Origin of the sequence: Streptomyces pristinaespiralis, assembly GCF_001278075.1 — a bacterium.
Classification (GTDB): domain Bacteria; phylum Actinomycetota; class Actinomycetes; order Streptomycetales; family Streptomycetaceae; genus Streptomyces; species Streptomyces pristinaespiralis.
In genome coordinates this window covers 2,719,656-2,742,471 of record NZ_CP011340.1, presented here as the reverse complement: position 1 = coordinate 2,742,471, position 22,816 = coordinate 2,719,656, and the positions used below count along the sequence as shown (strand labels likewise).

Here is a 22,816-nt window from a genome sequence, read left to right as displayed (position 1 = left end):
CTCCTGCTGTTGTGGGGGGAGTCCCACTCTTGCGACGGGTGGGGCGGACGTCAAGAGTTGTGACTGAGAGCGCTCTCAGAGTGTCCGCGTCTTCACAAGTCGTCACCATCACAGGCGACTTGGACTAAAGAGCGGTGGTTGTTGGACTGCCGGGGGCCCCGGCCACCGACTTCGTTGACGCCCCGGGAGCCGGGGACTACCCATGCCCCATGCCTCGTAGATTCCGTGCGGCCGGCGCGCTGGCCGCCGCCTCCTGTGCCGTGTTCGCCCTGGCCGGGCCCGCGTTCCCGGCGTCACCGGCCGACGGGCCCGGCGCCGTGACCGCCGCCGGCGCCGGGCCCGTCATCAGCTCCGGCGCGCTCTCGGTGACCGTCGCCGACGACTTCCCCCGCGTCCTGTCGTACACCGACCGCGCGTCCGGCGCCGTGCTGCTCGGCAGCACCGCGCCGGTCACCGAGGTCACCCTCAACGGCAAGCCGTACGCGGTCCGTCCCGCCGGCGCACCACGCGTCGAGCGGTCCGCCGCGCACTACACGCTCGTCTTCCCCGCGCTCCCCGGCGTGGAGATGGACGCCGTGCTGGCGGTCTCCGGCCGGGCGGTGACCTTCAAGGTCACCGCCGTCCGCGACACCGAGGCCTTCCGGGTGGGCACCATCGACATACCCGGCCACGACCTGGTGTCCGTCGGCAGTACGGAGCGGGGCGCGGCGACGGCGTTCACCCGCCTCGACCCCGACTCGACACGGACCGCCGACGTGTTCGCGGACGTCACCGCCGGCACCCCCGCCGAGGCGGCCCCCGTCGGCGCCTCCTACGCCATCGTCAACACCGGAGCCCTGGCGGCCGCCGTCGAGTCGAACTCCTCGTACGACAGGCCCAGCGGGCCGACCGGCGGGGACGACGCCCGCTTCTGGCACCAGGCCCGCAAGGCGGCGGACGGTTCGGTGCGCGTCGGCGTCTGGTCGGGTCAGTGGACCTACCGCGGGGCGGGCGCGCCGAGGCCGGAGAGCGGCGACGGTCTCCCCTGGGCGAAGGTCGTCGTCACCCCCGATGCCAACGGCGACCGCAAGGTCGACTGGCAGGACGGCGCGGTGGCCTTCCGCACCATCGGCGTCACCGCGCCCGGCAGCGACGCCACCCCGGAGCGGGTCGTCACCCATATCCCGTTCAACTTCGCCAGCCAGGCCACCCACCCCTTCCTGCGCACCCTCGACGACGTCAAGCGCGTCTCGCTCGCCACCGACGGCCTCGGCCAGCTGGCGGTGCTCAAGGGGTACGGCGCCGAGGGCCACGACTCCGCCCACCCGGACTACGGCGGCAACTACAACGAGCGCGCCGGCGGCCTCACCGACCTCAACAAGCTGCTCGAGGAGGGCGAGAAGTGGGGCGCGGACTTCGGCGTGCACGTCAACGCCACCGAGTCCTACCCGGAGGCGAACGCCTTCGACGAGACGCTCGTCGACAGGACGAAGCCCGGCTGGAACTGGCTCAACCAGAGCTACTACATCGACCAGCGCCGCGACATCAACAGCGGTGACCTGGCCCGCCGCTTCCAGCAGCTGCGCGACGAGACCCATCGCAATCTGGACTTCCTCTACATCGACGTCTACTACACGCACGGCTGGATCGCGGACAAGACGATCCGGGCCGTGCAGCAGCAGGGCTGGACCGTCGGCACGGAATGGGCGGACAAGTTCGAGCGGGCCTCGCTCTGGTCGCACTGGGCCAACGACCTCGACTACGGCGGGGCCACCAACAAGGGTCTGAACTCGCAGATCATCCGCTTCATCCGCAACGGCGAGAAGGACGTCTGGAACAACCACCCGGTCCTCGGCCAGACCGCCCTGGAGGACTTCGAGGGCTGGACCGGCGAGACTGACTGGAACGCCTTCTACGACAACATCTGGCAGCGCGACCTGCCTGCCAAATACCTCCAGCACGAGCGGATCACCCGCTGGAACGGCAACGACATCCGCTTCACCGGCGGCCTGCGCGGCACCGTGGAGGACGGCCGCCGCACCTTCTACGACGACGGCCGCAAGGTCCTCGACGGCGACCGCTATCTGCTGCCCTGGGCCGGCGGCGAGAAGCTGTACCACTACAACAAGGCCGGTGGCACCAGCAGTTGGGCCGTGGACGGCAACGGCACGTACACCGTCTACAAGCTCGGCGACAACGGCCGGGTGAAGGCAGGCATCGTACGCCCGGAAGGCGGCCGGATCACCCTCACCGCCACCGCGGGACAGCCCTACGTGCTCTACCCCGACCGCGCCCCCGAACAGCGCGACGCCCGCTGGGGCGAGGGCGGCCCGGTCGCCGACCCCGGTTTCAACGACGCCTCGCTCGGCGCGTGGGCCAAGGACGGCGGAGTCACCCGTGACACCGACGGCCACGGCCGCAACAGCGCCGCACTCGAGGGGCCCGGAGCCGCGTCCCTGTCGCAGCGGATCACCGGGCTCGAGGCGGGCGAGCGGTACACCGCGTCCGCGTGGATCGAGGTCGAGCCCGGCGCCTCCCGCCGTACGACGCTGTCCGTCGGCGGCCGATCCGTCACCGTCGAACGCTCCACCGCCAAGGACCAGGTCGCCGCGTCCGACTGGCACGGCACCCACTTCCAGCGGGCCAAGGTCAACTTCACCGCGCCCGACGAGGCGGTGACCTTGAGGATCGAGGCCGCCGCCGGCAGCGCGGCGCGGGTCCGGGCCGACGACGTGCGGATCGTCGCCAACGCGCCCACGACCAAGCAGGGCGCCCTCGTGTACGAGGACTTCGAGGACGTCGACCAGGGCTGGGGCCCGTTCCTCAAGGGCGACGCGGGCGGCGCGACCGACCCGCGCACCCATGTGAGCCGGCTGCACGCCCCGTACACCCAGGCCGGGTGGAACGGAAAACTGATCGACGACGTGCTCGGGGGCAAGGAGTCCCTCAAGGCGCACGACGAGAACACGGGACTCGTGTACCGCACCGCGCCCTGGACCGTGCCGATGCAGGACGGCCACAGCTACCGCGTCGAATACGACTACCAGTCGAGTCACTCCGGAGCCTACGAGTGGGTGACGGGCTACGACCGGACCACCGGCGGTTCCGTGGAGCGACGCCGTACACCCGTCGAACAGCAGCGGACCACCGGACACTTCTCGGAGACGGTGACCGCGGGCTGCGGCGACACGTGGACCGGGCTGCGCAAACGCGCGGACGCGCCGGACGGCGCGGACTTCGTCATGGACGGCTTCACGGTGACCGACCTCGGCCCGGCCGCGCGGCCGACGGCGTGCGGCACCCTTGCCGTCACGGCCCCAGAGGCCCTCGAACCGGGCGACAGGAACGAGGTCGAGGCGGTCTTCGCCAACGACGAGCGGACCGCGGCCGCGGATGTGCGGCTGGCGCTCCAGCTGCCTGAGGGCTGGACCGCGGAGCCCGCCGGACCGGTGTCCTTCGAGACGGTGGCGCCCGGCGCGAAGGTCACCGGCACCTGGCAGGTGACGCCGCCGGCCGATGCCGAGTATCGCGCGTACTCCCTCGGCTCGACGGCGACCTACACCGTGGGCGGCTCGCCCCGCGAGCTCACCGCGGCCACCTCCGTGCGGACCCTCCCGCCACCGCCCACCACCGACGCGTGGGCGAGCGACCTCGACTGGACGTCCGCCACCAACGGCTGGGGCCCGGTCGAGAGGGACCTGTCCAACGGCGAGACCGGTACCGGTGACGGCGGCCCGCTGCGGATCGGGGGAGTGGTGTACGAGAAGGGGCTCGGCAGCCACGCGCCCGCGAAGGTCCGTTACTACCTCGGTGGGAAGTGCACGTCCTTCACCGCGCAGGTGGGCGTGGACGACGTCCAGACGACACGGGGGACCGTACGGTTCGGCGTCGTCGCGGACGGCACGGAGAAGGTGGCCTCCCCGGTGCTGAAGGCCGCAGACCCGGCCTGGTCCCTGACCGCGGACGTCACCGGAGCCGACTACGTCGAACTGGTCGCCGGCGACGGCGGGGACGGCAACGGCAACGACCACGCCGACTGGGGTGCCGCCCGCTTCCACTGCGGGAGCTGAGCCGAGCTGAGCACCGTCCGGCGGGCGGCCCGGTACGCTGGGCCGCCCGCCGGACTAACCCGAGCGGCGTACGCCGCCCGTCCCGGCTGTGAGGCGACTCTCAGCTCACATGCTTGTCGGACCTCCACAAAGCAGAACCGCCCTGAGCTGGTGGTTGGCGCTCTGTGCGGAATGGTTCTGTTCAAGCCCGACAGGAGAACGGGCGCGAGACTGTACAGAGTCGACGGCAGGGTTTCCTTGGTGGGATCCGTAGGGTCGATGCATGACCGTTTTGGACGAGACCACCAGCGAGCCGACCGACGCCCGGGGTCGGGTGGCCGAGCTGCGGGCGTTGCGTGAGCAGGCTGTGCGTGGGCCGAGTGAGCGGGCGACCGAGGCGCAGCATGCGAAGGGCAAGCTGACGGCGCGTGAGCGGATTGCTCTGTTGCTGGACGAGGGTTCGTTCCGTGAGGTGGAGCAGCTGCGGCGGCATCGTGCGTCGGGTTTCGGTCTGGAGGCGAAGAAGCCGTACACCGATGGTGTGATCACCGGGTGGGGGACGGTGGAGGGGCGGACGGTGTTCGTCTATGCCCATGATTTCCGGATCTTCGGTGGTGCGCTGGGTGAGGCGCATGCCACGAAGATTCACAAGATCATGGACATGGCGATCGCGGCGGGTGCGCCGTTGGTGTCGCTGAACGACGGTGCCGGGGCCCGGATCCAGGAGGGTGTGTCGGCGCTTGCGGGGTATGGGGGGATCTTCCAGCGCAATACGCGTGCGTCGGGGGTGATTCCGCAGATCTCGGTGATGCTGGGTCCGTGTGCGGGTGGCGCGGCCTACAGTCCGGCGCTGACGGATTTCGTGTTCATGGTGCGTGAGACGTCGCAGATGTTCATCACCGGGCCGGACGTGGTGAAGGCGGTCACGGGTGAGGAGATCACCCAGAACGGTCTGGGTGGGGCGGATGTGCACGCGGAGACCTCGGGTGTGGCGCACTTCGCCTACGACGACGAGGAGACGTGCATCGCGGAGGTCCGCTACCTGCTGTCGATGCTGCCGTCGAACAACCGGGAGAACCCGCCGGCCACGGCGGGTGACGATCCGGCCGACCGGCGCTCGGACGTGCTGCTGGACCTGGTGCCGGCGGACGGCAACCGCCCCTACGACATGCACCGGGTGATCGAGGAGCTCGTCGACGACGGTGACTTCCTCGAGGTCCACGAGCGCTGGGCCCGGAACATCATCTGTGCGCTGGCCCGTCTGGACGGGCAGGTGGTGGGGATCGTGGCGAACCAGCCGCAGTCGCTGGCCGGGGTGCTGGACATCGAGGCCTCCGAGAAGGCCGCCCGGTTCGTGCAGATGTGCGACGCGTTCAACATTCCGATCGTCACGCTGCTGGACGTGCCCGGCTTCCTGCCGGGTGTGGACCAGGAGCACGGCGGCATCATCCGCCACGGTGCGAAGCTGCTGTACGCGTACTGCAACGCCACGGTGCCGCGGATCTCGCTGATCCTGCGCAAGGCGTACGGCGGGGCGTACATCGTGATGGATTCGCAGTCGATCGGCGCGGATCTGACCTACGCGTGGCCCACCAACGAGATCGCGGTGATGGGCGCGGAGGGCGCGGCGAATGTGATCTTCCGTCGGCAGATCGCCGATGCCGAGGACCCCGAGGCGATGCGGGCGCGCATGGTCAAGGAGTACAAGGCCGAGCTGATGCACCCCTACTACGCGGCCGAACGCGGCCTGGTCGACGACGTCATCGACCCCGCCGAGACCCGCGAGGTCCTCATCCGGTCCCTCGCGATGCTCCGCACCAAGCACGCCGACCTGCCGTCGCGCAAGCACGGCAACCCGCCGCAGTGACCCTGCGATTGGACTCTGGAGCACACATGAGCACTCCTACCGATCCGTCCTCCTCCCTCCTCCGCGTCGAGAAGGGCCAGGCCGACCCCGAGGAACTGGCCGCGATCACCGCGGTCCTGCTGGCCCGCGCCTCGGCCCGGTCCACCGACGCGACCCCTGCCCACCGCGGCCGCACCACGGCAGGCTGGCGCCGCCTGGAGCGCCAGCGCGGCTTCCAGCCGTCCCACAGCTGGCAGGGCTAGGGCCGACGCCCTCACCCGTGAGGCCCCGCACACGACCGTGTGCGGGGCCTCACGCATGCCGCCTCCGGCGCCGGCCGCCCCCGCTTTCACGAGGACAGCCGGCCCGGCGGTTCTGCCTCCCAGGGGCCGGCAGTGCGGCCGTCCGACTCGACGCCGTACGTGCGAAGTCGCATGGCCTCCGGGCGGAGCCCCGTCCGCGCCCGCAGCTCTGCCATGATCCAGAGGGCTCTCTCGTTCCCGGACATCAGCTCGCGCCGGAGCCAGCTGATCGCCTCCTCCGTCCGGCCCGTGCGTTCCAGGAGTTCGACGGCCTGGCGCATCGCGTAGGCGCTCTCGTCGGAGCGCGACCGGTAGTGGTGGAGAGCCTCCTCGATCCGGCCTTCGCGGACCAGCGCATCACCCACCCAGATCGTGAACGGATTGGGACCGCTCATCCTGCTCCCTATGTGCGGTTCGTCGTCGTCCCAGTACTCGGGCGGACGCGGCTCGTCCATCGCGTAGGCGAGCCGGTCGCCGAGGCGCCGCAGCTCGGTTTCGTCGTCCACGCCGTAATGGCGGCTCAACACCGCGTTCAACTCGTCCCGCCGGTCCCCGAGCAGGTAGGCGAGGGCCTCGAGAGCGGCTTGTGTGCTCGGCGTCGTGCCTGCGTCGATGCCGGCTTCGACCTGCCGGCGCAACCAGGCGATGCTCTCCTCCGGGTCGAGGCCCGACAGGTCGGTCAGCCAGGCGACCCGGGCGTAGGCGTCCTCGTCCGTTCCGGTTTCGGCGCACCACCGGTACCAACGGAGGGCCTCGAGGATCCTGCCCGCTGCTTCCAGCATGTAGGCAAGCGACCAGGCCGCCCGCCGATGACCTGCCCTGACGGCCGCCGCGTAACAGAGTGAGGCTTCACGGAACAGGCCACGCGCGTGTGCTTCATGCCCGAGCCGGGCGAGACCGTCGGCATCGGCATGGCGCCGGAAGACCTCCCATGAGGGCCGGGACGGAACCAGCGAGGCGCGGGCCCGGCTGCCTTCCTGCTCGATGATGTCGGAGAGGCGGTAGCGCGGTGCCCCGGGACGAGCGGGGACCAACGGGCCGGGGACGCCGCGGCACGGCGTGCTCGTATAGTCGAGGGCCTCGGCGATCCAGGCGGGCCGGAGAGTGCTCCGGGTGACGTCGTCGAGCAGTTCGAAGGCGGCCTCTTCCAGCAGGGCGGCCGGGAGGTCCGGCCCGTGACCGAAGCGGCGGATGTCGATCGCCGCGTCCAGCACGGCCCGAGCGGTGGCGGGGGCCAGTTCATAGCTCCGGCGCAGCGCGGGCACCCCCGCCAGGAATTGCGTGATACGTCCACCCGACGCCTCGGAGGCGAGTGTCAACCGGGCGTCGGCGGTTGCGGCCGCTCGATCCGCCTCGTCCGCGGAGAAGTGCTCCGGTACGCGAAGGATGCGGTCGGGGTCGAGCAGCCGCCGGGCCTCGTGGTGCGGATCGTCCCAGCCAGAGGGCACTTGGCGCAGCCGTTGCAGGTCCTTGCGCCACAACGTGCCGAGCACCAGCACCGGCCCGCGCACGGAGTCGTGCAGGAACTCGCGCAGGGCCGCCGCGATCTGTTCGCCGAGCGGGCCGCCCAGGTAGTACTTGAGCTCGTCGAGCCACAGAACGGTCCGCGGTCCGATCGCGGAGGTGGTCAGGCCGTCCAGCAGGGCCCGGGGAGGCGTCGGCGTGCTGGGCTGCCACAGCAGCCAGTCCTCGGGGAGCTCCTGCACCGCCTCCCACAGCGCTCGTGTCTTGCCGGTCGAGGAGTCGCCGACGAGAACGGCCATCGCGCTGCTCGACCCGGCCGAGGCGACGAGCCTCCTCAATTCCTCGTCGTGCTCGCGTCGTACATACGGAGGCAGCGCCGGCAGTCGGGCGTCGCCGACGTCGATCGCCGGATGGACGTCCAGAGCGAGAGGAGCGGCGTCGCCGATCGGCCGCCCGACCACGTTCCTCGTCTCCGTGCGGCCGTCGACCGCAGGCGTGGCGTCGGCCGCCCGCCACCACGCCCGCCAGGCCGCTTCGTCCAACAGCCCCGCGGACACGGAGTCCGGCGAGGCCCCACGATTCCGCATGTGGTCGATCAGCACCCGGACGAGCAGCATCGCCGTCTGCCGGGACGGCAGGTGGTGGCCGCATTTCCATGAACTGATCAGCCGCCCGGTGATTCTGGGCGGGACCTTCTGCCCGGCCGGACTGCGCTGATTCACCTTCGCCGCGGCGCGTTCCTGGGTCAGCCCGGACGCGTTCAGCAACTCGGTGAGCCTGGCCGCGAACAACTCGCGCGCGTCGTCGCCCCCCTGTGCCCCAGCCATGTGACGTCCCCTCCAGGCCGCCGCTTCTCCGGACCGGATCCGGACCGGGAAGTCCACCGTAGCCCGCTGACCGGCGCGGACCGTCCGGTCACGCTGATCCGCGGTCGCCCAGGCCGTCTCCCGTGTGCGGAAATCCTCCTGAAAGGCGCACCGCTCCTGGTCGTCCAGCGATCCCCGGAGGGAACCGTGACACTCACCACCGTGCTCGCCGCCATCGGCGGCATCGTCATCGTCATCGGCGCCGTCGCGCGCATCCCGCACGCGATGGCCGAACTCGTCCGTGCCTGCGTCCCCGTGATCGGAGCCTGCCACGAACTGCGCGCGGCCTTCGGCCGAAGCGTCCCGCAGACAGGCCGGAAGGAGTCCGGAACATCCACGAGGCACCTCACCTGATCACGATCCGACCGGCGCCGCCCGCGAGTCACCTCCACGACGGCGGACCCGGTCCCGGGCACGACGAAGGCCCCGTACTCCACAGGCAGGAGTACGGGGCCTTCGTCACAGGCGTTCGGAGCGCGAGCGCCGCCGGGGGCCGCAGGGACGGTTACCGCAGGCGGGCCATGAGAGCGTGTTCGACCAGGGTGATGAGGGCGCTCTTGGCGTCGGCGCGGTGGCGGGCGTCGGTGGTGATGATGGGGGTGTCGGGGCCGATCTGGAGTGCTTCGCGGACTTCTTCGGGGTTGTAGGGCTGGTGTCCGTCGAAGCCGTTGAGGGCGATGACGAAGGGCAGGCCGCTGTTCTCGAAGTAGTCGACGGCGGGGAAGCAGTCGGCGAGGCGGCGGGTGTCGACGAGGACGACGGCGCCGATGGCGCCGCGGACGAGGTCGTCCCACATGAACCAGAAGCGGTCCTGTCCGGGGGTGCCGAACAGGTAGAGGATCAGGTCCTGGTCCAGGGTGATGCGGCCGAAGTCCATGGCGACGGTCGTCGTCGTCTTGTCCCCGGTGTGGGTGAGGTCGTCGATGCCCGCCGACGCGGAGGTCATGACGGCTTCGGTACGCAGCGGGTTGATCTCCGAGACGGCGCCCACGAACGTGGTCTTGCCCACGCCGAAGCCGCCCGCCACCACGATCTTCGCGCTGGTGGTTGAGCGGGCAGCACCGCCGCTAGAGCTTGCGAAGTCCACTGAGCACCCTTTCGAGCAGTGTCACGTCTGGCTGGCCGCCGGCGGACTCGTCGCCGCCGGGCTGGTGAATGGCGACAAGTCCGGCCTCCGCCAGGTCGGCGACGAGGATCCGGGCAACGCCGAGGGGGATGGAGAGGAGTGCCGAGATCTCAGCCACCGACTTGATCTCGAAACACAGCCGGCAGATCCGCTGGTGCTCGGGCAACTGCCCTTGCAGCCTTGACGGGTCGGCCGTGGTACTGACCAGCGCCTCGATGGCGAGCTGGTAACGCGGCCGGGTCCGGCCGCCGGTCATGGCGTACGGGCGCACCAGCGGGTTGTGCCTGCCGGAACCGGCGGGCGACGCCTTCGCGGGCTCCTGGGCCCGTCGCTGCGCCACCGGCTGGATGTGGGGCTGCTGCCGGCCGTAGGACTGGTCGTACGACGGGTCGTAGGACGCGTCGTACGGCGACTGCGACTGCTGGTAGGGCTGCTGCGCACCCGCTCTGCCCGGCGTCGAAGGAAAGTTGAAGCGGTTGTCTGTGTGCTCACCGTGCGGCTGATGACCGCCCTCATAAGGGCGCCCGCCTGGGGGTGTTGCCACGTTTCCTCCTCCGACTGCCTGTCGCCGGTTCCTGTCCCTGTGGAGCCCGCGCCACCGCACCTTAACGGTGCGGTGGCCAGAAACGCACTGTCTGTCTACTGGTCAAGAGCAACTACCGGGGCAAACCCGGCGAAACGTCAGTTGAGCAGGCTTCCCTGGAGCTCCGCGCGCAGGTCGGGAGTGAGGACGCTGCCCGCACGGTCGACCAGAAGCGCCATCTCGTAGCCCACGAGGCCGATGTCGGCCTCGGGGTGGGCCAGCACGGCCAGCGAGGAGCCGTCGGAGATGGACATGATGAAGAGGAAGCCGCGCTCCATCTCCACGACCGTCTGGTTGACGGCGCCGCCTTCGAAGATCCGGGAGGCGCCCGCGGTCAGCGAGGTCAGACCGGAGGCCACGGCCGCCAGCTGATCGGCGCGGTCGCGCGGGAAACCTTCTGACATCGCCAGCAGGAGTCCGTCGGCGGAGACCACCACCGTGTGCGACACCCCTGGGGTGTTGTCCACGAAGTTGGTGATCAACCAGTTCAGATTCTGCGCCGCCTGGCTCATCGGGCTCACACTAACGCTCCTGGTTGTAGGTACTGCCCGGGCCGGAGCCCGGTCCGTTCGTGTCCGTTCCCGCGCTGCGTCCCTGCTGGACACCGCGCCGCAGGTTGCTCAACCTGCCACGCACGTCCTCAGGGGCGCGGGAGACCTGTGGGCCGCCCTGCGGGGTCTGCTCGGCCGTGCCCTCGATCAGGTTGGCCTTGGGTACCCGCCGGGGAAGACCGGACGAGGTGACCCCGCCCGCCTTCGGGTCGCGAAGCTTCTCCGCCCGCTGCCAGCGCTCGTCGTTCGCCGAGCGCCAGTCTTCGGTGTCGGAGCTCCCGCCACCGAAGCCGCCCGAGCCGTTGCCGCTGCCGCCCGTGGCCTGTCCGCTCTGCTGAGCGGCCGGAGCCTGTTCGGGGGACTGCTGCTGCCACTGCGGCTGCTGCGGTGCCTGCGTCTGCGGCACCTGCTGCGCCGACGAAGGCTTCTGGCTGCCACCGCGCCGGGGAAGACCGGCATCGGTCAGCTCGTGGCTGCTGCTCGGCGACGGTCCCGGACGCTCGAAGCCTACGCGGTCCGAGCCGTTCGCGGGAGCGGAGGGCGCAGATTCCGCTTCTGCACGGTACTCGGGCTCGTAAGCGGTCTGGTAACCGCTGTGATCGGCCCACTCGCCCTGGTGGGGCTGGGCGTCGTACTGGCCCTCGTACTGCTGCTGGGTGTTCTGCGGGTCCTGGTATGTGGCTTCCGCATATGCGCCCTGAAGCGGATCCTGCTGCTCCGTGTGCTCCGGGTAGCCGCCGTTCGCCGGCTGCTGGTACGCGTCCTGGTAGCCGCCGCCCTGGTACTCGTCGTACGCCGGCTGCTGGTTCTGCGCGTAGCCCTGGTCCGCCTGTGCGTACTGCTGGCCGTACTCGGCGCTGTAGTCCTGCTGCGGAGCCTGCTCCTGCTCGTACGGCGACTCGTCGCGGTAGAGCGGCCGTTCGCCCTGCGCCTGGGCCTCCAGGGCCGCCCTGCGCTCCTCGCGCATCAGGGAGCGGCCCACGGGGTCCAGCTGGGTCGCGGAGCCGTCGGAGGGCTGCTCGTAGCGGGAGTCGTCGAAGCCGAGCTCCGCGGCGGTCCGCATCGGGGCGCTCTCGAAGGACTGCTGCTCCGGGATGATCTGCGAGACCGTGAAGTCGTCCTCGGGCAGTGCCTCGCCACCGCCACCGTGGGTGATGGCGTCGGGAAGCATGACCAGCGAGGTGGTGCCCGCCTGCTCGCCCGAGGGGCGCAGCTGGACGCGGATGCCGTGCCGGTCGGCGAGGCGGCCGACCACGAAGAGGCCCATGCGCTGGGAGACGGCGGCGTCCACGGTGGGCGGGTTGGCCAGCTTGTGGTTGATGTCCGCGAAGTCCTCGGCGGTGAGGCCGATGCCCTTGTCGTGGATCTCGACCATGACGCGGCCGTCGGGGAGACGGGTCGCGGTGACGCGGACCTTGGTCTGCGGCGAGGAGAAGGTGGTGGCGTTCTCCAGCAGCTCGGCGAGGAGGTGCACGAGGTCGGTCACGGCCTGGCCGTGGATCTCGGTCTCCGGGACGCCGGTGAGCTCGATGCGCTCGTAGGACTCCACCTCGGAGGAGGCGGCGCGCAGCACGTCGACGAGCGGCACGGGCTGGTTCCAGCGGCGGCCGGGCTCCTCGCCGGCGAGAATCAGCAGGTTCTCACCGTTGCGGCGCATACGGGTCGCCAGGTGGTCCAGCTTGAAGAGGTTCTCGAGCTGGTCCGGGTCGGCCTCGTTGTTCTCGAGGTCGGTGATCAGCGTCAGCTGGCCCTCGATGAGCGACTGGTTCCGCTGGGAGAGGTTCGTGAAGATCGCGTTGACGTTGCCCCGGAGCATGGCCTGCTCGGCGGCGAGCCGGACGGCCTCGCGGTGCACCTGGTCGAAGGCCCGGGCGACCTCGCCGATCTCGTCCTGGGTGTCGATCGGGATGGGCTGGACGCGGGTGTCGACCCGGCCCGGCTCGGTCCGGGAGAGCTGGTCGACGAGCATCGGCAGGCGCTGCTCGGCGATGCCGAACGCCGCGGTGCGCAGCTGCCGCATCGAGCGGCTCATCTGGCGGGCCATGAGGCCGGCCAGGATGAAGGCGGTGAGCAGGGCGATGACGACGATCAGGCCGTTGACGATGGCGTCGGTCTTGGCGTCGTCGGAGATCGCCGCGGCCTCGTTCACGGCCCGGTCGACGAGGTCGGTCTCGATCTCGGTGTAGCCGTCGAACTTGGCGGTGGCCGCGCCCATCCACGTCTCGGGCGTGACGTCCTGCGTCCTCAGCCTCTCGGGGCTGGTGCCGGAGCCGATGGCGGTGGCCATACCGGTGAAGACGGAGCCGTCGGCGCCCTTGGGCGGGTTCAGGCCGGCCGCGGCGAGCCGCTTGCCGCCCTCGGCGGCCTTGCCGGCCATGACTTCCTTGAGCCGTACGGTGTCGGCCTCCGTACCGCCGGAGACGTACTCGCCGATGGCGATCTGCTCGAGGTAGTTGTACGAGTTGAACGCGATGGTCTGCTTGGCGAGGACGTTCTCGTCCTTGCTCGGCCGGACCAGCAGGTGCACGCCGATGGAGCGCTGCAGGGATGCGGCGGCCTTGGCGAGCTGGACGGCGTACACGGTACGGCCGTAGCTGGTGACGTTGCCGGTGCCGAGGCCGAGCTCGTTGGCGAACTCCATCAGCACGTGCTGGATCTTGACGTAGCCCTCTTCGGTCTGCACCGGGTCGAGGGCCTTGGTGTAGGCCGCCTTGCGCAGATCGGCGAGCTTCGGCTCCTCCTGCTTGAACAGCTGGAGGCGGCGGTCGAGACCCTGCCCGGTGGGCATGTCCTGCACGGCCAGGTCGAACTTGGCCTTCGCGGCGTCGGTGGTGTCGTACGCCTCGGTGACGACGGCCGCCTGCCGGGCGTCCTCGCTGGTGGCGAGCAGCAGGGGCTGTGCGGTCAGGTCACGCTCGTTGAGGAGGGCCTGGCCGTACTCGGAGGCCGCGCGCACGATGAGCGCCGTCTTCTCCGCGTCCTGCGCCTCGCTCCAGGTGTCGATCGACTGCTTGACCTGGAACCCGCCCATCACCAGACCGACGAGCACGGGTATGAGGAGGATCGCGTTCAGACGGGTGGGCACCCGCCAGTTGCGCGGGGACAAGCGGCTGGTGCTGCCCCCGGTGCCGCCTCCCGGTCCGCCGACGGCCGGCGAGGAGCCGGAAGCTCCCGACGCATTCGCAGGCGGCGCCGCTGTGCGCGACGGCGGGGTGAAGTTGCCCCGCGCCTGCTGCTCTGCGGAGCTCGTCTTGCTTCGCCTCACTCGACCAACAACCTCTCGGCGTCGGCACCTACGCTGTGCCGTGTTTCGTTCAGAGCCGTACTACTCGGCAGTTCGAGGAATTCCAGCACGTGGACCGGCCGCATTCCAAACACTCGGAATCAGCGATTCCGAGTGGCGTACGCCTCGCATAAAACGGGCATAAAGAACGAGCCCCGTCAAAAGGCGAGGCTCATGTGAGCACAGTGGTACCGCCCGTGTGCAACGGGTGTCCACTGCGCCGGAATTCTCTGTCGAAATGTTATGAACACGGAGGCGGGCCGTGTCAAAAGACACAGCCCGTCCCAAGGCAACTACGACAACTGCCGTATTGCGTCGTCTACTTGGCCATTCTACTTCAGGCGGGCCATGAGGGCGTGTTCGACCAGGGTGATGAGGGCGCTCTTGGCGTCGGCGCGGTGGCGGGCGTCGGTGGTGATGATGGGGGTGTCGGGGCCGATCTGGAGTGCTTCGCGGACTTCTTCGGGGTTGTAGGGCTGGTGTCCGTCGAAGCCGTTGAGGGCGATGACGAAGGGCAGGCCGCTGTTCTCGAAGTAGTCGACGGCGGGGAAGCAGTCGGCGAGGCGGCGGGTGTCGACGAGGACGACGGCGCCGATGGCGCCGCGGACGAGGTCGTCCCACATGAACCAGAAGCGGTCCTGTCCGGGGGTGCCGAACAGGTAGAGGATCAGGTCCTGGTCCAGGGTGATGCGGCCGAAGTCCATGGCGACGGTCGTCGTCGTCTTGTCCCCGGTGTGGGTGAGGTCGTCGATGCCAGCCGACGCGGAGGTCATGACGGCCTCGGTACGCAGCGGGTTGATCTCCGAGACGGCGCCCACGAACGTGGTCTTGCCCACGCCGAAGCCGCCCGCCACCACGATCTTCGCGGAGGTCGTCGACCGGGCCGAACCGCCGCTAGAGCTTCCGAAGTCCACTGAGCACCCTTTCGAGCAGTGTCACATCCGGCGTGCCGCCGGCCTCTCCGTTGCCCGGCTGGTGAATGGCCACCATGCCGGCCTCCGCCAGGTCGGCGACGAGGATCCGCGCGACACCGAGCGGCATCGACAGCAGCGCCGAGATCTCGGCTACGGACTTGACCTCCCGGCACAGATGGCAGATCCGCTGGTGCTCGGGAAGCAACCCGGCGAGCAGGGCCGGATCGGCCGTCGTGCTGACCAGCGCCTCGATGGCGAGCTGGTAGCGCGGCCGGGTCCGGCCGCCGGTCATGGCGTACGGACGTACCAGCGGCTGGTCGCCCTCGTCCCCGTACGCGTCTACCGACGTACCGTACGGATCGTGAGAGGCGGGTGGCGGGGTCATGAATCCTCCGGGCGTGACAGCAAGTGGTCGGCTGTGCCGTCTGGTTGGGCCGGTGGGGGGCCTTTGGCGGCCGTGCTGGTGACGGTGCGGTGACTGATGGCCGCGAGCCGGTGCGTGGGGTTTCGGCTCGCGGCTCGGGCTCAGTGCAGAAGGCTTCCCTGGAGCTCGGCGCGCAGGTCCGGAGTGAGGACGCTGCCCGCACGGTCCACGAGGAGCGCCATCTCGTAGCCCACGAGGCCGATGTCGCAGTCGGGGTGCGCGAGCACGGCCAGCGAGGACCCGTCGGAGACGGACATGAGGAAGAGGAACCCCCGTTCCATCTCCACGACCGTCTGGCTCACCGGACCGCCTTCGAAGATCCGGGAGGCACCCGCGGTCAGCGACGTCAGACCGGAGGCCACGGCCGCCAGCTGATCGGCGCGGTCGCGCGGGAAACCTTCTGACATCGCCAGCAGAAGACCGTCGGCGGAGACCACCACCGTGTGCGACACCCCTGGGGTGTTGTCCACGAAGTTGGTGATCAACCAGTTCAGATTCTGCGCCGCCTGGCTCATCGGGCTCAACTAACGCTCCTGCTGGTGAGAGGGGCCGAGGTTGAAGCTTCCGGTCGTCGAGCTGTTCTGCTGACGGCCTTGCTGGATGCCCCGGCGGAGATTGGTCAGCCTGCCGCGCACGTCATCAGGCGCGCGCGAAACCTGCGGACCGGCCTGGTGGTTCTGCTCCTGAGCGGTGCCCGGCACGAGGTTGGCGCGCGGGACCCGCCGGGGCAGGCCGGAGGTGGTGACGCCGCCGGCCGCGGGCTTCCTGACCCGCTCGGCCTGACGTACCAACTCGTCGTTGGGCGAGGAGCGCCAGGCACCGCTCGCGTGGTGCGCGTTGCCCGGGGTCGCCGGGCTCTGCGCGGGGTTGCGCTGCGGCGCCGGCTGAGCGGGACGCTCCGCCGGTGCCTGCTGCTCGTCGGCGGGCCGGCCGCCACCCTGCACACCGCGGAACCAGTTGGTCTCCAGGGTGTCGTACAGGGGGGTACGGCCGTCGCCGGGCCCGGCCGGGGGCAGGGCCTCCGGCTGCTGCGGGGCGGGCAGCCCGGCCGCCGGACGCGGCGGCGCGAAACTCGACTCGTCCCGCCGGTGCGGGGCGGGCGGCTGCGGCGCTCCGAAGTCCGGGCGGGCGAACTGGGCGGTGGACGCCGGGTCCTGCGCCTCCGGACGGCCGTACTGGCCGGCCGGGGACTGGTTCGACGCCCCGTACACGTCGGGGCGCACGAACTGCCCCGTCGAGGAAGGGCCGGCCGGCAGGCCGGGCTGCGGCGGACCCGCGTTGTAGTCGGGCCGCGCGAACTCGGCGGTCGATCCCGGGCCATGGTTGCTGTCGTGGTCCTCGTGACCGCGCGGCGCGTCCGCGGACGGACGCTGCGGCTGCGACGGCTGGTCACTGCCCCAGCTGGTGGTCTGCGGGCGCTGCGGGCGCGGCGGTACGGGCTCGTCGCGCCGGGGCGCGGGGCCGCCGGGCAGCTCGGCACGGGGACCGCCGGGCGGGGGCAGCTGACGGCCGCGGTCGCCCGCGGCGGGCGCCGCACCCTTCTGGAAGCCGTTCTGGGGAGCCTCGTTCCGCGCGGGAGCACCCTGTGCGCCACGGCCGCCGCCGAACACGCCGCCCTGACGGGAGGGGTCCTGCGTCTGACCGGGCCTGCCGCCCTGACCCTGCTGGCCCTGGCTCTGCTGGCCCTGGCCCTGCATGCCCGGGGCGCTGTGCATGCCCTGGGCCGGACGGCCGGCGTCGTCACGGGCGGGCAGCGCGGCGCGCGGCGCCGAACCGGCACCGACCTGGCCGCGAGCCGCACCGGCGCCGAGCCGGCTGCCGGGGGCACTTCCCGCACCCGCGGGAGCACCGCCGAGCGGGCCGCCGCTGTTGCCGCCGCCCCCGTTGCCGCCGCCGAGGCCGGGACGGCCGGCGCCGGGGCCGCCGGGACGGCCGGGCAGACCGGCCGGGGCACCGCCGCCGCCGACCGGCGCGGGCCCGCCCTGGCCGCCCGCACCGGGCATCGCCGGAGCCTTCTTGCCGCCGTGGGCGACATCGACGGGCAGCATGACCAGCGCGGTCGTGCCGCCGGAGTCGGAGGGGCGCAGCTGGATGCGGATGCCGTGTCGCAGGGACAGGCGGCCGACCACGAACAGACCCATGCGGCGGGAGACCGAGACGTCCACGGTGGGCGGCGACGCCAGCCGCTCGTTGATCGCGGCGAGGTCCTCGGGGGAGAGGCCGATGCCGGTGTCGTGGATCTCGACCAGGACGCGGCCGTCGGGCAGCGCGTGACCGGTGACCCGGACCTTGGTCTGCGGCGAGGAGAACGAGGTGGCGTTCTCCAGCAGCTCTGCGAGCAGGTGCACGAGGTCGTTGACGACGCGGCCCGCGACCTCGGTGGCGGGCACGGAGGCCAGCTCGATGCGCTCGTACTGCTCCACCTCGGAGGCGGCGGCACGGAGCACGTCGACCAGCGGCACGGGGCGGGTCCACCGGCGACCCGGCTCCTCACCCGCGAGGACCAGGAGGTTCTCGCCGTTCCGGCGCATACGGGTCGCGAGGTGGTCGAGCTTGAACAGCGAGGACAGCTGGTCCGGGTCGGCCTCGCGCGACTCCAGCTCGGAGATGAGCGAGAGCTGGCGCTGGATAAGACCCTGGCTGCGGCGCGAGAGGTTGGTGAACATCGCGTTGACGTTGCCTCGCAGCAGCGCCTGCTCGGCGGCGAGGCGGACCGCCTCGCGGTGCACGTCGTCGAAGGCCGCGGCCACCTTGCCGATCTCGTCGCGGGAGTGGACACCGACGGACTCGACGGAGGTGTCGACGTCCTGCGGGTCGGACTCGGAGAGCTGCTTGACCAGCTCGGGCAGACGGTCCTGGGCGACCTTGGTCGCGGTGTCCTGCAGCCGGCGGAGCGAACGGATCATGGAGCGGGCCACGACGAACGCGCCGACGAGGGACACACCGAGGACGATGAGGATCAGCGCACCGTTGATGATGGCGTCCTGCTGGGACGCCTCGCGCAGCTTGCGCGCCTCGGCCTCCATCTGGCCGAGCAGCGTCTGCTCGATGGTCTTCATCGCGTTGATGCGGACCGAGTAGTCGTCGGTCCAGTCCAGGTGGGAACGGATCGGCAGCTGCGCGAGGCCGTTCTCGTTCTCCAGGACGCGCTTGGCGTACTGCTCGGCCGCCGTGATCGTCGGGTTCTCGTTCTCCAGCGGCGCCGTCAGTTCCTCGGAGTCACCGCCGGTGGACTCGTAGATCGCCTTGAAGCTCTTGAGCTCGGTCTCACCGTTCTCGAGCGCCGCCTGTCCGTAGAGGCGGTCGTTCTCCGTGAGGCCGGGCGTCTCCGCGTCGTCACCGCCGGGCAGGGCCGCGGCGATGATGGCGCGCTGGATCGACGCGTACTCCTTGGCGGAGGAGAACGCCGCCAGGGCGCGCGTGCGCTTGATCATCTCCGGGTTGCTGGTCGCCTGGGCCATGTCCTGGGAGAGGCTCAGCAGCGACTCGATCAGACGGCTGTAACCCTCCACCGTCTGCGACTTCGGAACCTTGCCCTTGTAGGCCGTGTTCCGGATGGTGTTGAGGTTGTTGACCTGGACCGCGATCTGGTTCGCGTTGGCGCGGATCGACTCCAGCGCCTCGTCGTCGTCCTTGTTCGGGATGGAACGGGTGGCCTCGAGGAAGGCCTTGCGGGCGCGGTCGGTCTGGGTGCGCGGGCCGGAGACCTTGAAGTCGGTGTCGACGGAGCCGTTGGCCAGCGGGCCGGCGGAGAGGTCACGCTCCTGCTGGAGCGCGTGCGCCAGCTCGGTCGCTTCCGTCGTCATCTTGGTGAGCAGCTGCATGTGGTCCAGCTGCTTCATGTCGTCCATGGACTCGTTGATACGGAGTCCGCCCAGCGTGGTCGCCGCGACGACCGGCAGGGTGAGCAGCGACACCAGACGCGTGCTGATGCGCCAGTTGCGCAGCGCTATTCGCGAACCGGTGTCCGTGGGGCCCTTGGGCCTGGCCGGTGAGCCGGCGGCGTCGGCCGGGGAGGCCTTGGCGCCTGACGGCTTGGCTCCGGACGCCTTGGCGCCGGCGCGGCCGGTGCGCTCACCGCCGTCGCCGGGGGCCGCCGGTCCCTGGTTGTGGGTGTGCTGGGGCGAGGAGCCGCGGTCGGTCCCGCCGCGCGGCTCCTGTTCCGCCGCGCTGTTGCCATCCCTCTTGAAACGTCCCTGCACTAGCGTCGCAACCTCTGGACCAGGCGTCCCTCCGCTTGTACGGCGGGACGGTGTCGGCGTCGTGGGGCAATGATCGCGCCCCATGGTGGTCGTGAGTGACCGGCGCTGCTCCCCCTTCCCCGCCGCAACTCGGCGCTGCGTTGCGCCCATGCGCGCCGGTTCGAAACCCGCGGCGGTTCGTGGAATTCCAGCACAGTGCCGGATCTCCAACAAGGGCCACGTACCGGCCTGTGACCTGGATGACACGATGTAAGCGTGCGGTCACAAGTCGTGGAGGTCGTTCCTGGGTAAAACGGACTTCTGCTTACGAGTCGCTTAGGGGGAGGGGGTGTCCCAGTCGCGATGATCAGGAGCGGAATAAGGGCTTCAGTGGCCTAATGTCCGGTTCCGCATGTGTGATCGAGGGTCCGGATTGCCTGATTTGCCCGTCTGCTCGTGAGCAAACTCACATGGTGATCGTTGAGTCTTCCTGGCTTTCGACGGGAATCCGATGTTTAGCCTGACGCTTTACAGGGATGGGCAATCCGTCAACCGCGCTCCTCCATAGCGCCCGCACTCGGACAAGGTCAGACACACCACATGAAGACGACGATGATGTTCCGCAACATAGCCAACCCCCGGCGCACGACCCTCGCCCACCTCAAGGACGCGGAGGAGCTGCACACGCCGGAGCAGCAGGAGCACTCGGTCGATCTTCCCACCCAGACGGCCAACCCCCGCCGCACGATCCTCATGGACGCCCCCGTCCGCTGACCGCCGGCGTCATCACTGCCGTCACGTGCGCGGTGACGCAGCCGGGCGGGCCTCCCTCGCCGCGTTAGCCTGGAGCGTCAGTCTCCGGCCAGCGACCAAGTAAAGAGGGGCGACAGCATCCCGTGCGCATCGCCAGGTTCTCCATCGACGGCAATGTCGCCTTCGGCGCGGTCGAGGACGGCCCAGACGGCCTCGTCCTCGACATCATCAAGGGCATTCCGTACGCCGACTTCGAGCTCTCCGGGACCAAGGTCCCGCTGAGCAAGGTCCGTCTGCTGCCGCCCGTGCTCCCCAACAAGGTCGTGGCCATCGGCCGCAACTACGCGGAGCACGCGGCGGAGCTCGGCAACGAGGTCCCCGACGTACCCGTCGCCTTCTTCAAGCCCACCACCTCGGTGATCGGCTCCGGTGACGCCATCGAGTACCCGTCGTTCTCCAACGAGCTGCACCACGAGGCCGAGCTCGCCGTCGTCATCGGCCGGATGTGCCGTGAGGTCCCGCGCGAACGCGTCAAGGACGTCATCTTCGGCTACACCTGCGCCAACGACGTCACCGCGCGCGACGCGCAGAAGCGCGAGAAGCAGTGGGCCAGGGCCAAGGGGTTCGACACCTCCTGCCCGCTCGGTCCCTGGGTGGAGACGAGCCTCGACGCGGCCGACGTGACGATCCAGTGCACCGTCAACGGCGAGCAGCGCCAGCTGGGCCGCACCAGCGAGATGGTCCGGTCCGTCGAGGACCTGATCGTGCACATCACCGAGGCCATGACGCTGCTCCCGGGCGACGTCGTCCTCACGGGCACCCCCGCGGGGGTGGGCCCGCTCAACGTCGGCGACGAGGTCGCCGTCACCATCGAAGGTATCGGCACTCTCACCAACAAGGTGATCAAGCGTGGCTAACGGCTCCGTCCGCGTACGTTTCTGTCCCTCCCCGACCGGCAACCCCCATGTGGGCCTGGTCCGCACCGCCCTGTTCAACTGGGCCTACGCCCGGCACACCGGCGGCACCATGGTCTTCCGCATCGAGGACACCGACGCGGCCCGTGACTCGGAGGAGTCCTACAACCAGCTGCTCGACTCGATGCGCTGGCTCGGGCTCGACTGGGACGAGGGCCCCGAGGTCGGCGGCCCGCACGCGCCCTACCGCCAGTCGCAGCGGATGGACATCTACCGGGACGTCGCCGAGAAGCTGCTGGCCGGCGGATACGCCTACCACTGCTACTGCACGGCCCTGGAGCTCGAGGCCCGCCGCGACGCCGCCCGCGCCGCCGGCCGGCCCTCCGGCTACGACGGCAAGTGCCGCACGCTGAGCGCCGAGCAGAAGGCGGCGTACGACGCCGAGGGCCGCGAGTCGATCGTCCGCTTCAAGATGCCCGAGGAGCCGATCACCTTCACGGACCTCGTCCGCGGCGAACTGACCTTCACCCCGGACAACGTCCCCGATTACGGCATCGTCCGCGCCAACGGCGCCCCGCTCTACACGCTCGTCAACCCGGTCGACGACGCGCTGATGGAGATCACCCACGTCCTGCGCGGCGAGGACCTGCTGTCCTCCACCCCGCGGCAGATCGCGCTCTACAAGGCGCTGATCGAGCTCGGCATCGCCAAGGAGATCCCCTCCTTCGCGCACCTGCCGTACGTGATGGGCGAGGGCAACAAGAAGCTCTCCAAGCGCGACCCGCAGGCGTCCCTCAACCTCTACCGGGAGCGCGGCTTCCTTCCCGAGGGTCTGCTGAACTACCTGTCCCTGCTGGGCTGGTCCTTCTCGGCCGACCAGGACATCTTCACGATCCCGGAGATGGTCGCGAAGTTCGATCTCGCGGACGTCAACGCCAACCCGGCCCGCTTCGACCTGAAGAAGGCCGAGGCGATCAACGCCGACCACATCCGGATGCTCGACGTGAAGGCGTTCACCGAGGCCTGTGAGCCATGGCTGAAGGCCCCGCACGCCAACTGGGCGCCGGAGAACTTCGACCGCGCCGCCTGGGAGGCCATCGCCCCCCACGCCCAGACCCGGCTGACGGTCCTCTCCGACATCACGGCGAACGTGGACTTCCTCTTCCTCGACGAGCCCGTCGAGGACGAGGCGTCCTGGACCAAGGCGATGAAGGGCGACCCGGCGGCCCTGCTCACCACCGCCCGCGCCCGGCTCGAGGGCGCCGACTGGACCAGCCCCGAGTCCCTCAAGGAGGCCGTCCTGGCCGCCGGTGAGGAGCACGGCCTGAAGCTCGGCAAGGCGCAGGCCCCGGTCCGCGTCGCGGTGACCGGCCGCACGGTCGGCCTGCCCCTCTTCGAGTCCCTGGAGATCCTGGGCAAGGACAGGACCCTGGCCCGTATCGACGCGGCGCTGGCGAAGCTCGCCGCGTAAGGGATCGTGTTCGTGTCCGAGGGGGCGGTGGCCGGGGAAGGCCACCGCCCCCTCGGCGTTGTCGGAGCGCACCACTAGGGTCGGGTCGATCCCGATCACCGCCCGCCGGA

The 22,816-nt window shown here is 70.3% G+C and carries 16 protein-coding genes; 7 read left to right on the top strand and 9 right to left on the bottom strand.

Features of this window, described 5'->3' with window-relative positions; all coding sequences use genetic code 11:
* The first annotated feature begins 209 nt into the window (after positions 1–209).
* The 3 genes from SPRI_RS11410 (at position 210) to SPRI_RS11400 (ending at position 6,137) form a co-directional block, all read left to right on the top strand.
* Positions 210–4,049, top strand: coding sequence for an endo-alpha-N-acetylgalactosaminidase family protein (locus tag SPRI_RS11410; RefSeq protein WP_053556897.1), 3,840 nt, complete (start codon positions 210–212; stop codon positions 4,047–4,049).
* Positions 4,050–4,311: 262 nt separating this feature from the next.
* On the top strand, positions 4,312–5,895 hold the full coding sequence (locus SPRI_RS11405; RefSeq protein WP_037773674.1) for an acyl-CoA carboxylase subunit beta: 1,584 nt from the start codon (positions 4,312–4,314) through the stop codon (positions 5,893–5,895).
* A 26-nt stretch (positions 5,896–5,921) separates the two neighbouring features.
* The gene (locus tag SPRI_RS11400; protein WP_005311471.1) at positions 5,922–6,137 is read left to right on the top strand and encodes an acyl-CoA carboxylase subunit epsilon; all 216 of its coding nucleotides are present in this window, start codon (positions 5,922–5,924) and stop codon (positions 6,135–6,137) included.
* A gap of 86 nt (positions 6,138–6,223) precedes the next feature.
* Here SPRI_RS11400 and SPRI_RS11395 read toward each other — a convergent pair whose 3' ends face one another.
* Complete coding sequence (locus tag SPRI_RS11395; RefSeq protein ID WP_005311469.1) at positions 6,224–8,467, bottom strand: hypothetical protein; 2,244 nt, start codon at positions 8,465–8,467, stop codon at positions 6,224–6,226.
* A 186-nt stretch (positions 8,468–8,653) separates the two neighbouring features.
* Between SPRI_RS11395 and SPRI_RS11390 the strand changes: the two genes are divergently transcribed.
* Positions 8,654–8,860, top strand: a complete 207-nt coding sequence (locus SPRI_RS11390) for a hypothetical protein (protein ID WP_005311467.1) — start codon at positions 8,654–8,656, stop codon at positions 8,858–8,860.
* 151 nt (positions 8,861–9,011) lie between these two features.
* On the opposite strand, the gene SPRI_RS11385 is transcribed toward SPRI_RS11390, so the two are convergent.
* The 8 genes from SPRI_RS11385 to SPRI_RS11350 form a co-directional block, all read right to left on the bottom strand.
* Complete coding sequence (locus SPRI_RS11385; RefSeq protein ID WP_050791473.1) at positions 9,012–9,593, bottom strand: GTP-binding protein; 582 nt, start codon at positions 9,591–9,593, stop codon at positions 9,012–9,014.
* On the bottom strand, positions 9,574–10,176 hold the full coding sequence (locus tag SPRI_RS11380) for a DUF742 domain-containing protein (protein WP_005311463.1): 603 nt from the start codon (positions 10,174–10,176) through the stop codon (positions 9,574–9,576). The genes SPRI_RS11385 and SPRI_RS11380 overlap by 20 nt, the downstream gene beginning before the upstream one ends.
* 137 nt (positions 10,177–10,313) lie before the next feature.
* Positions 10,314–10,727, bottom strand: coding sequence for a roadblock/LC7 domain-containing protein (locus SPRI_RS11375; RefSeq protein ID WP_005311461.1), 414 nt, complete (start codon positions 10,725–10,727; stop codon positions 10,314–10,316).
* A gap of 10 nt (positions 10,728–10,737) precedes the next feature.
* On the bottom strand, positions 10,738–14,031 hold the full coding sequence (locus tag SPRI_RS11370; protein ID WP_005311460.1) for a sensor histidine kinase: 3,294 nt from the start codon (positions 14,029–14,031) through the stop codon (positions 10,738–10,740).
* A gap of 350 nt (positions 14,032–14,381) precedes the next feature.
* Complete coding sequence (locus SPRI_RS11365; protein WP_050791472.1) at positions 14,382–14,963, bottom strand: GTP-binding protein; 582 nt, start codon at positions 14,961–14,963, stop codon at positions 14,382–14,384.
* Positions 14,944–15,348, bottom strand: a complete 405-nt coding sequence (locus tag SPRI_RS11360) for a DUF742 domain-containing protein (RefSeq protein ID WP_005311458.1) — start codon at positions 15,346–15,348, stop codon at positions 14,944–14,946. Before SPRI_RS11360 ends, SPRI_RS11365 begins: the two co-directional genes overlap by 20 nt.
* A 140-nt stretch (positions 15,349–15,488) precedes the next feature.
* Complete coding sequence (locus SPRI_RS11355; protein WP_005311457.1) at positions 15,489–15,902, bottom strand: roadblock/LC7 domain-containing protein; 414 nt, start codon at positions 15,900–15,902, stop codon at positions 15,489–15,491.
* A 9-nt stretch (positions 15,903–15,911) separates the two neighbouring features.
* Positions 15,912–19,589 carry a sensor histidine kinase gene (locus tag SPRI_RS11350; protein WP_053556896.1) on the bottom strand — a complete coding sequence of 1,226 codons (3,678 nt, stop codon included), beginning with the start codon at positions 19,587–19,589 and terminating at the stop codon, positions 15,912–15,914.
* A 579-nt stretch (positions 19,590–20,168) separates the two neighbouring features.
* On the opposite strand from SPRI_RS11350, the gene SPRI_RS38815 reads away from it, so the two are divergent.
* The 3 genes from SPRI_RS38815 to gltX all read left to right on the top strand — a co-directional run bounded on the left by SPRI_RS38815 (position 20,169) and on the right by gltX (position 22,706).
* Entirely contained in the window at positions 20,169–20,342 is a 174-nt protein-coding gene (locus SPRI_RS38815) for a hypothetical protein (RefSeq protein ID WP_005311452.1), read from the top strand.
* 122 nt (positions 20,343–20,464) lie between these two features.
* Positions 20,465–21,238, top strand: coding sequence for a fumarylacetoacetate hydrolase family protein (locus tag SPRI_RS11345; RefSeq protein WP_005311450.1), 774 nt, complete (start codon positions 20,465–20,467; stop codon positions 21,236–21,238).
* Positions 21,231–22,706, top strand: coding sequence for a glutamate--tRNA ligase (gene gltX, locus SPRI_RS11340; protein ID WP_005311449.1), 1,476 nt, complete (start codon positions 21,231–21,233; stop codon positions 22,704–22,706). The genes SPRI_RS11345 and gltX overlap by 8 nt, the downstream gene beginning before the upstream one ends.
* Positions 22,707–22,816: the final 110 nt, after the last annotated feature.

Bases quoted from the DNA above. Each gene is read 5' to 3' on its own strand.
- SPRI_RS11360 (WP_005311458.1), bottom strand. From the start codon at position 15,348: ATGACCCCGCCACCCGCCTCTCACGATCCGTACGGTACGTCGGTAGAC.
- SPRI_RS11355 (WP_005311457.1), bottom strand. From the start codon at position 15,902: ATGAGCCAGGCGGCGCAGAATCTGAACTGGTTGATCACCAACTTCGTG.
- SPRI_RS11375 (WP_005311461.1), bottom strand. From the start codon at position 10,727: ATGAGCCAGGCGGCGCAGAATCTGAACTGGTTGATCACCAACTTCGTG.
- SPRI_RS11400 (WP_005311471.1), top strand. From the start codon at position 5,922: ATGAGCACTCCTACCGATCCGTCCTCCTCCCTCCTCCGCGTCGAGAAG.
- SPRI_RS38815 (WP_005311452.1), top strand. From the start codon at position 20,169: ATGAAGACGACGATGATGTTCCGCAACATAGCCAACCCCCGGCGCACG.
- SPRI_RS11405 (WP_037773674.1), top strand. From the start codon at position 4,312: ATGACCGTTTTGGACGAGACCACCAGCGAGCCGACCGACGCCCGGGGT.
- SPRI_RS11410 (WP_053556897.1), top strand. From the start codon at position 210: ATGCCTCGTAGATTCCGTGCGGCCGGCGCGCTGGCCGCCGCCTCCTGT.
- SPRI_RS11395 (WP_005311469.1), bottom strand. From the start codon at position 8,467: ATGGCTGGGGCACAGGGGGGCGACGACGCGCGCGAGTTGTTCGCGGCC.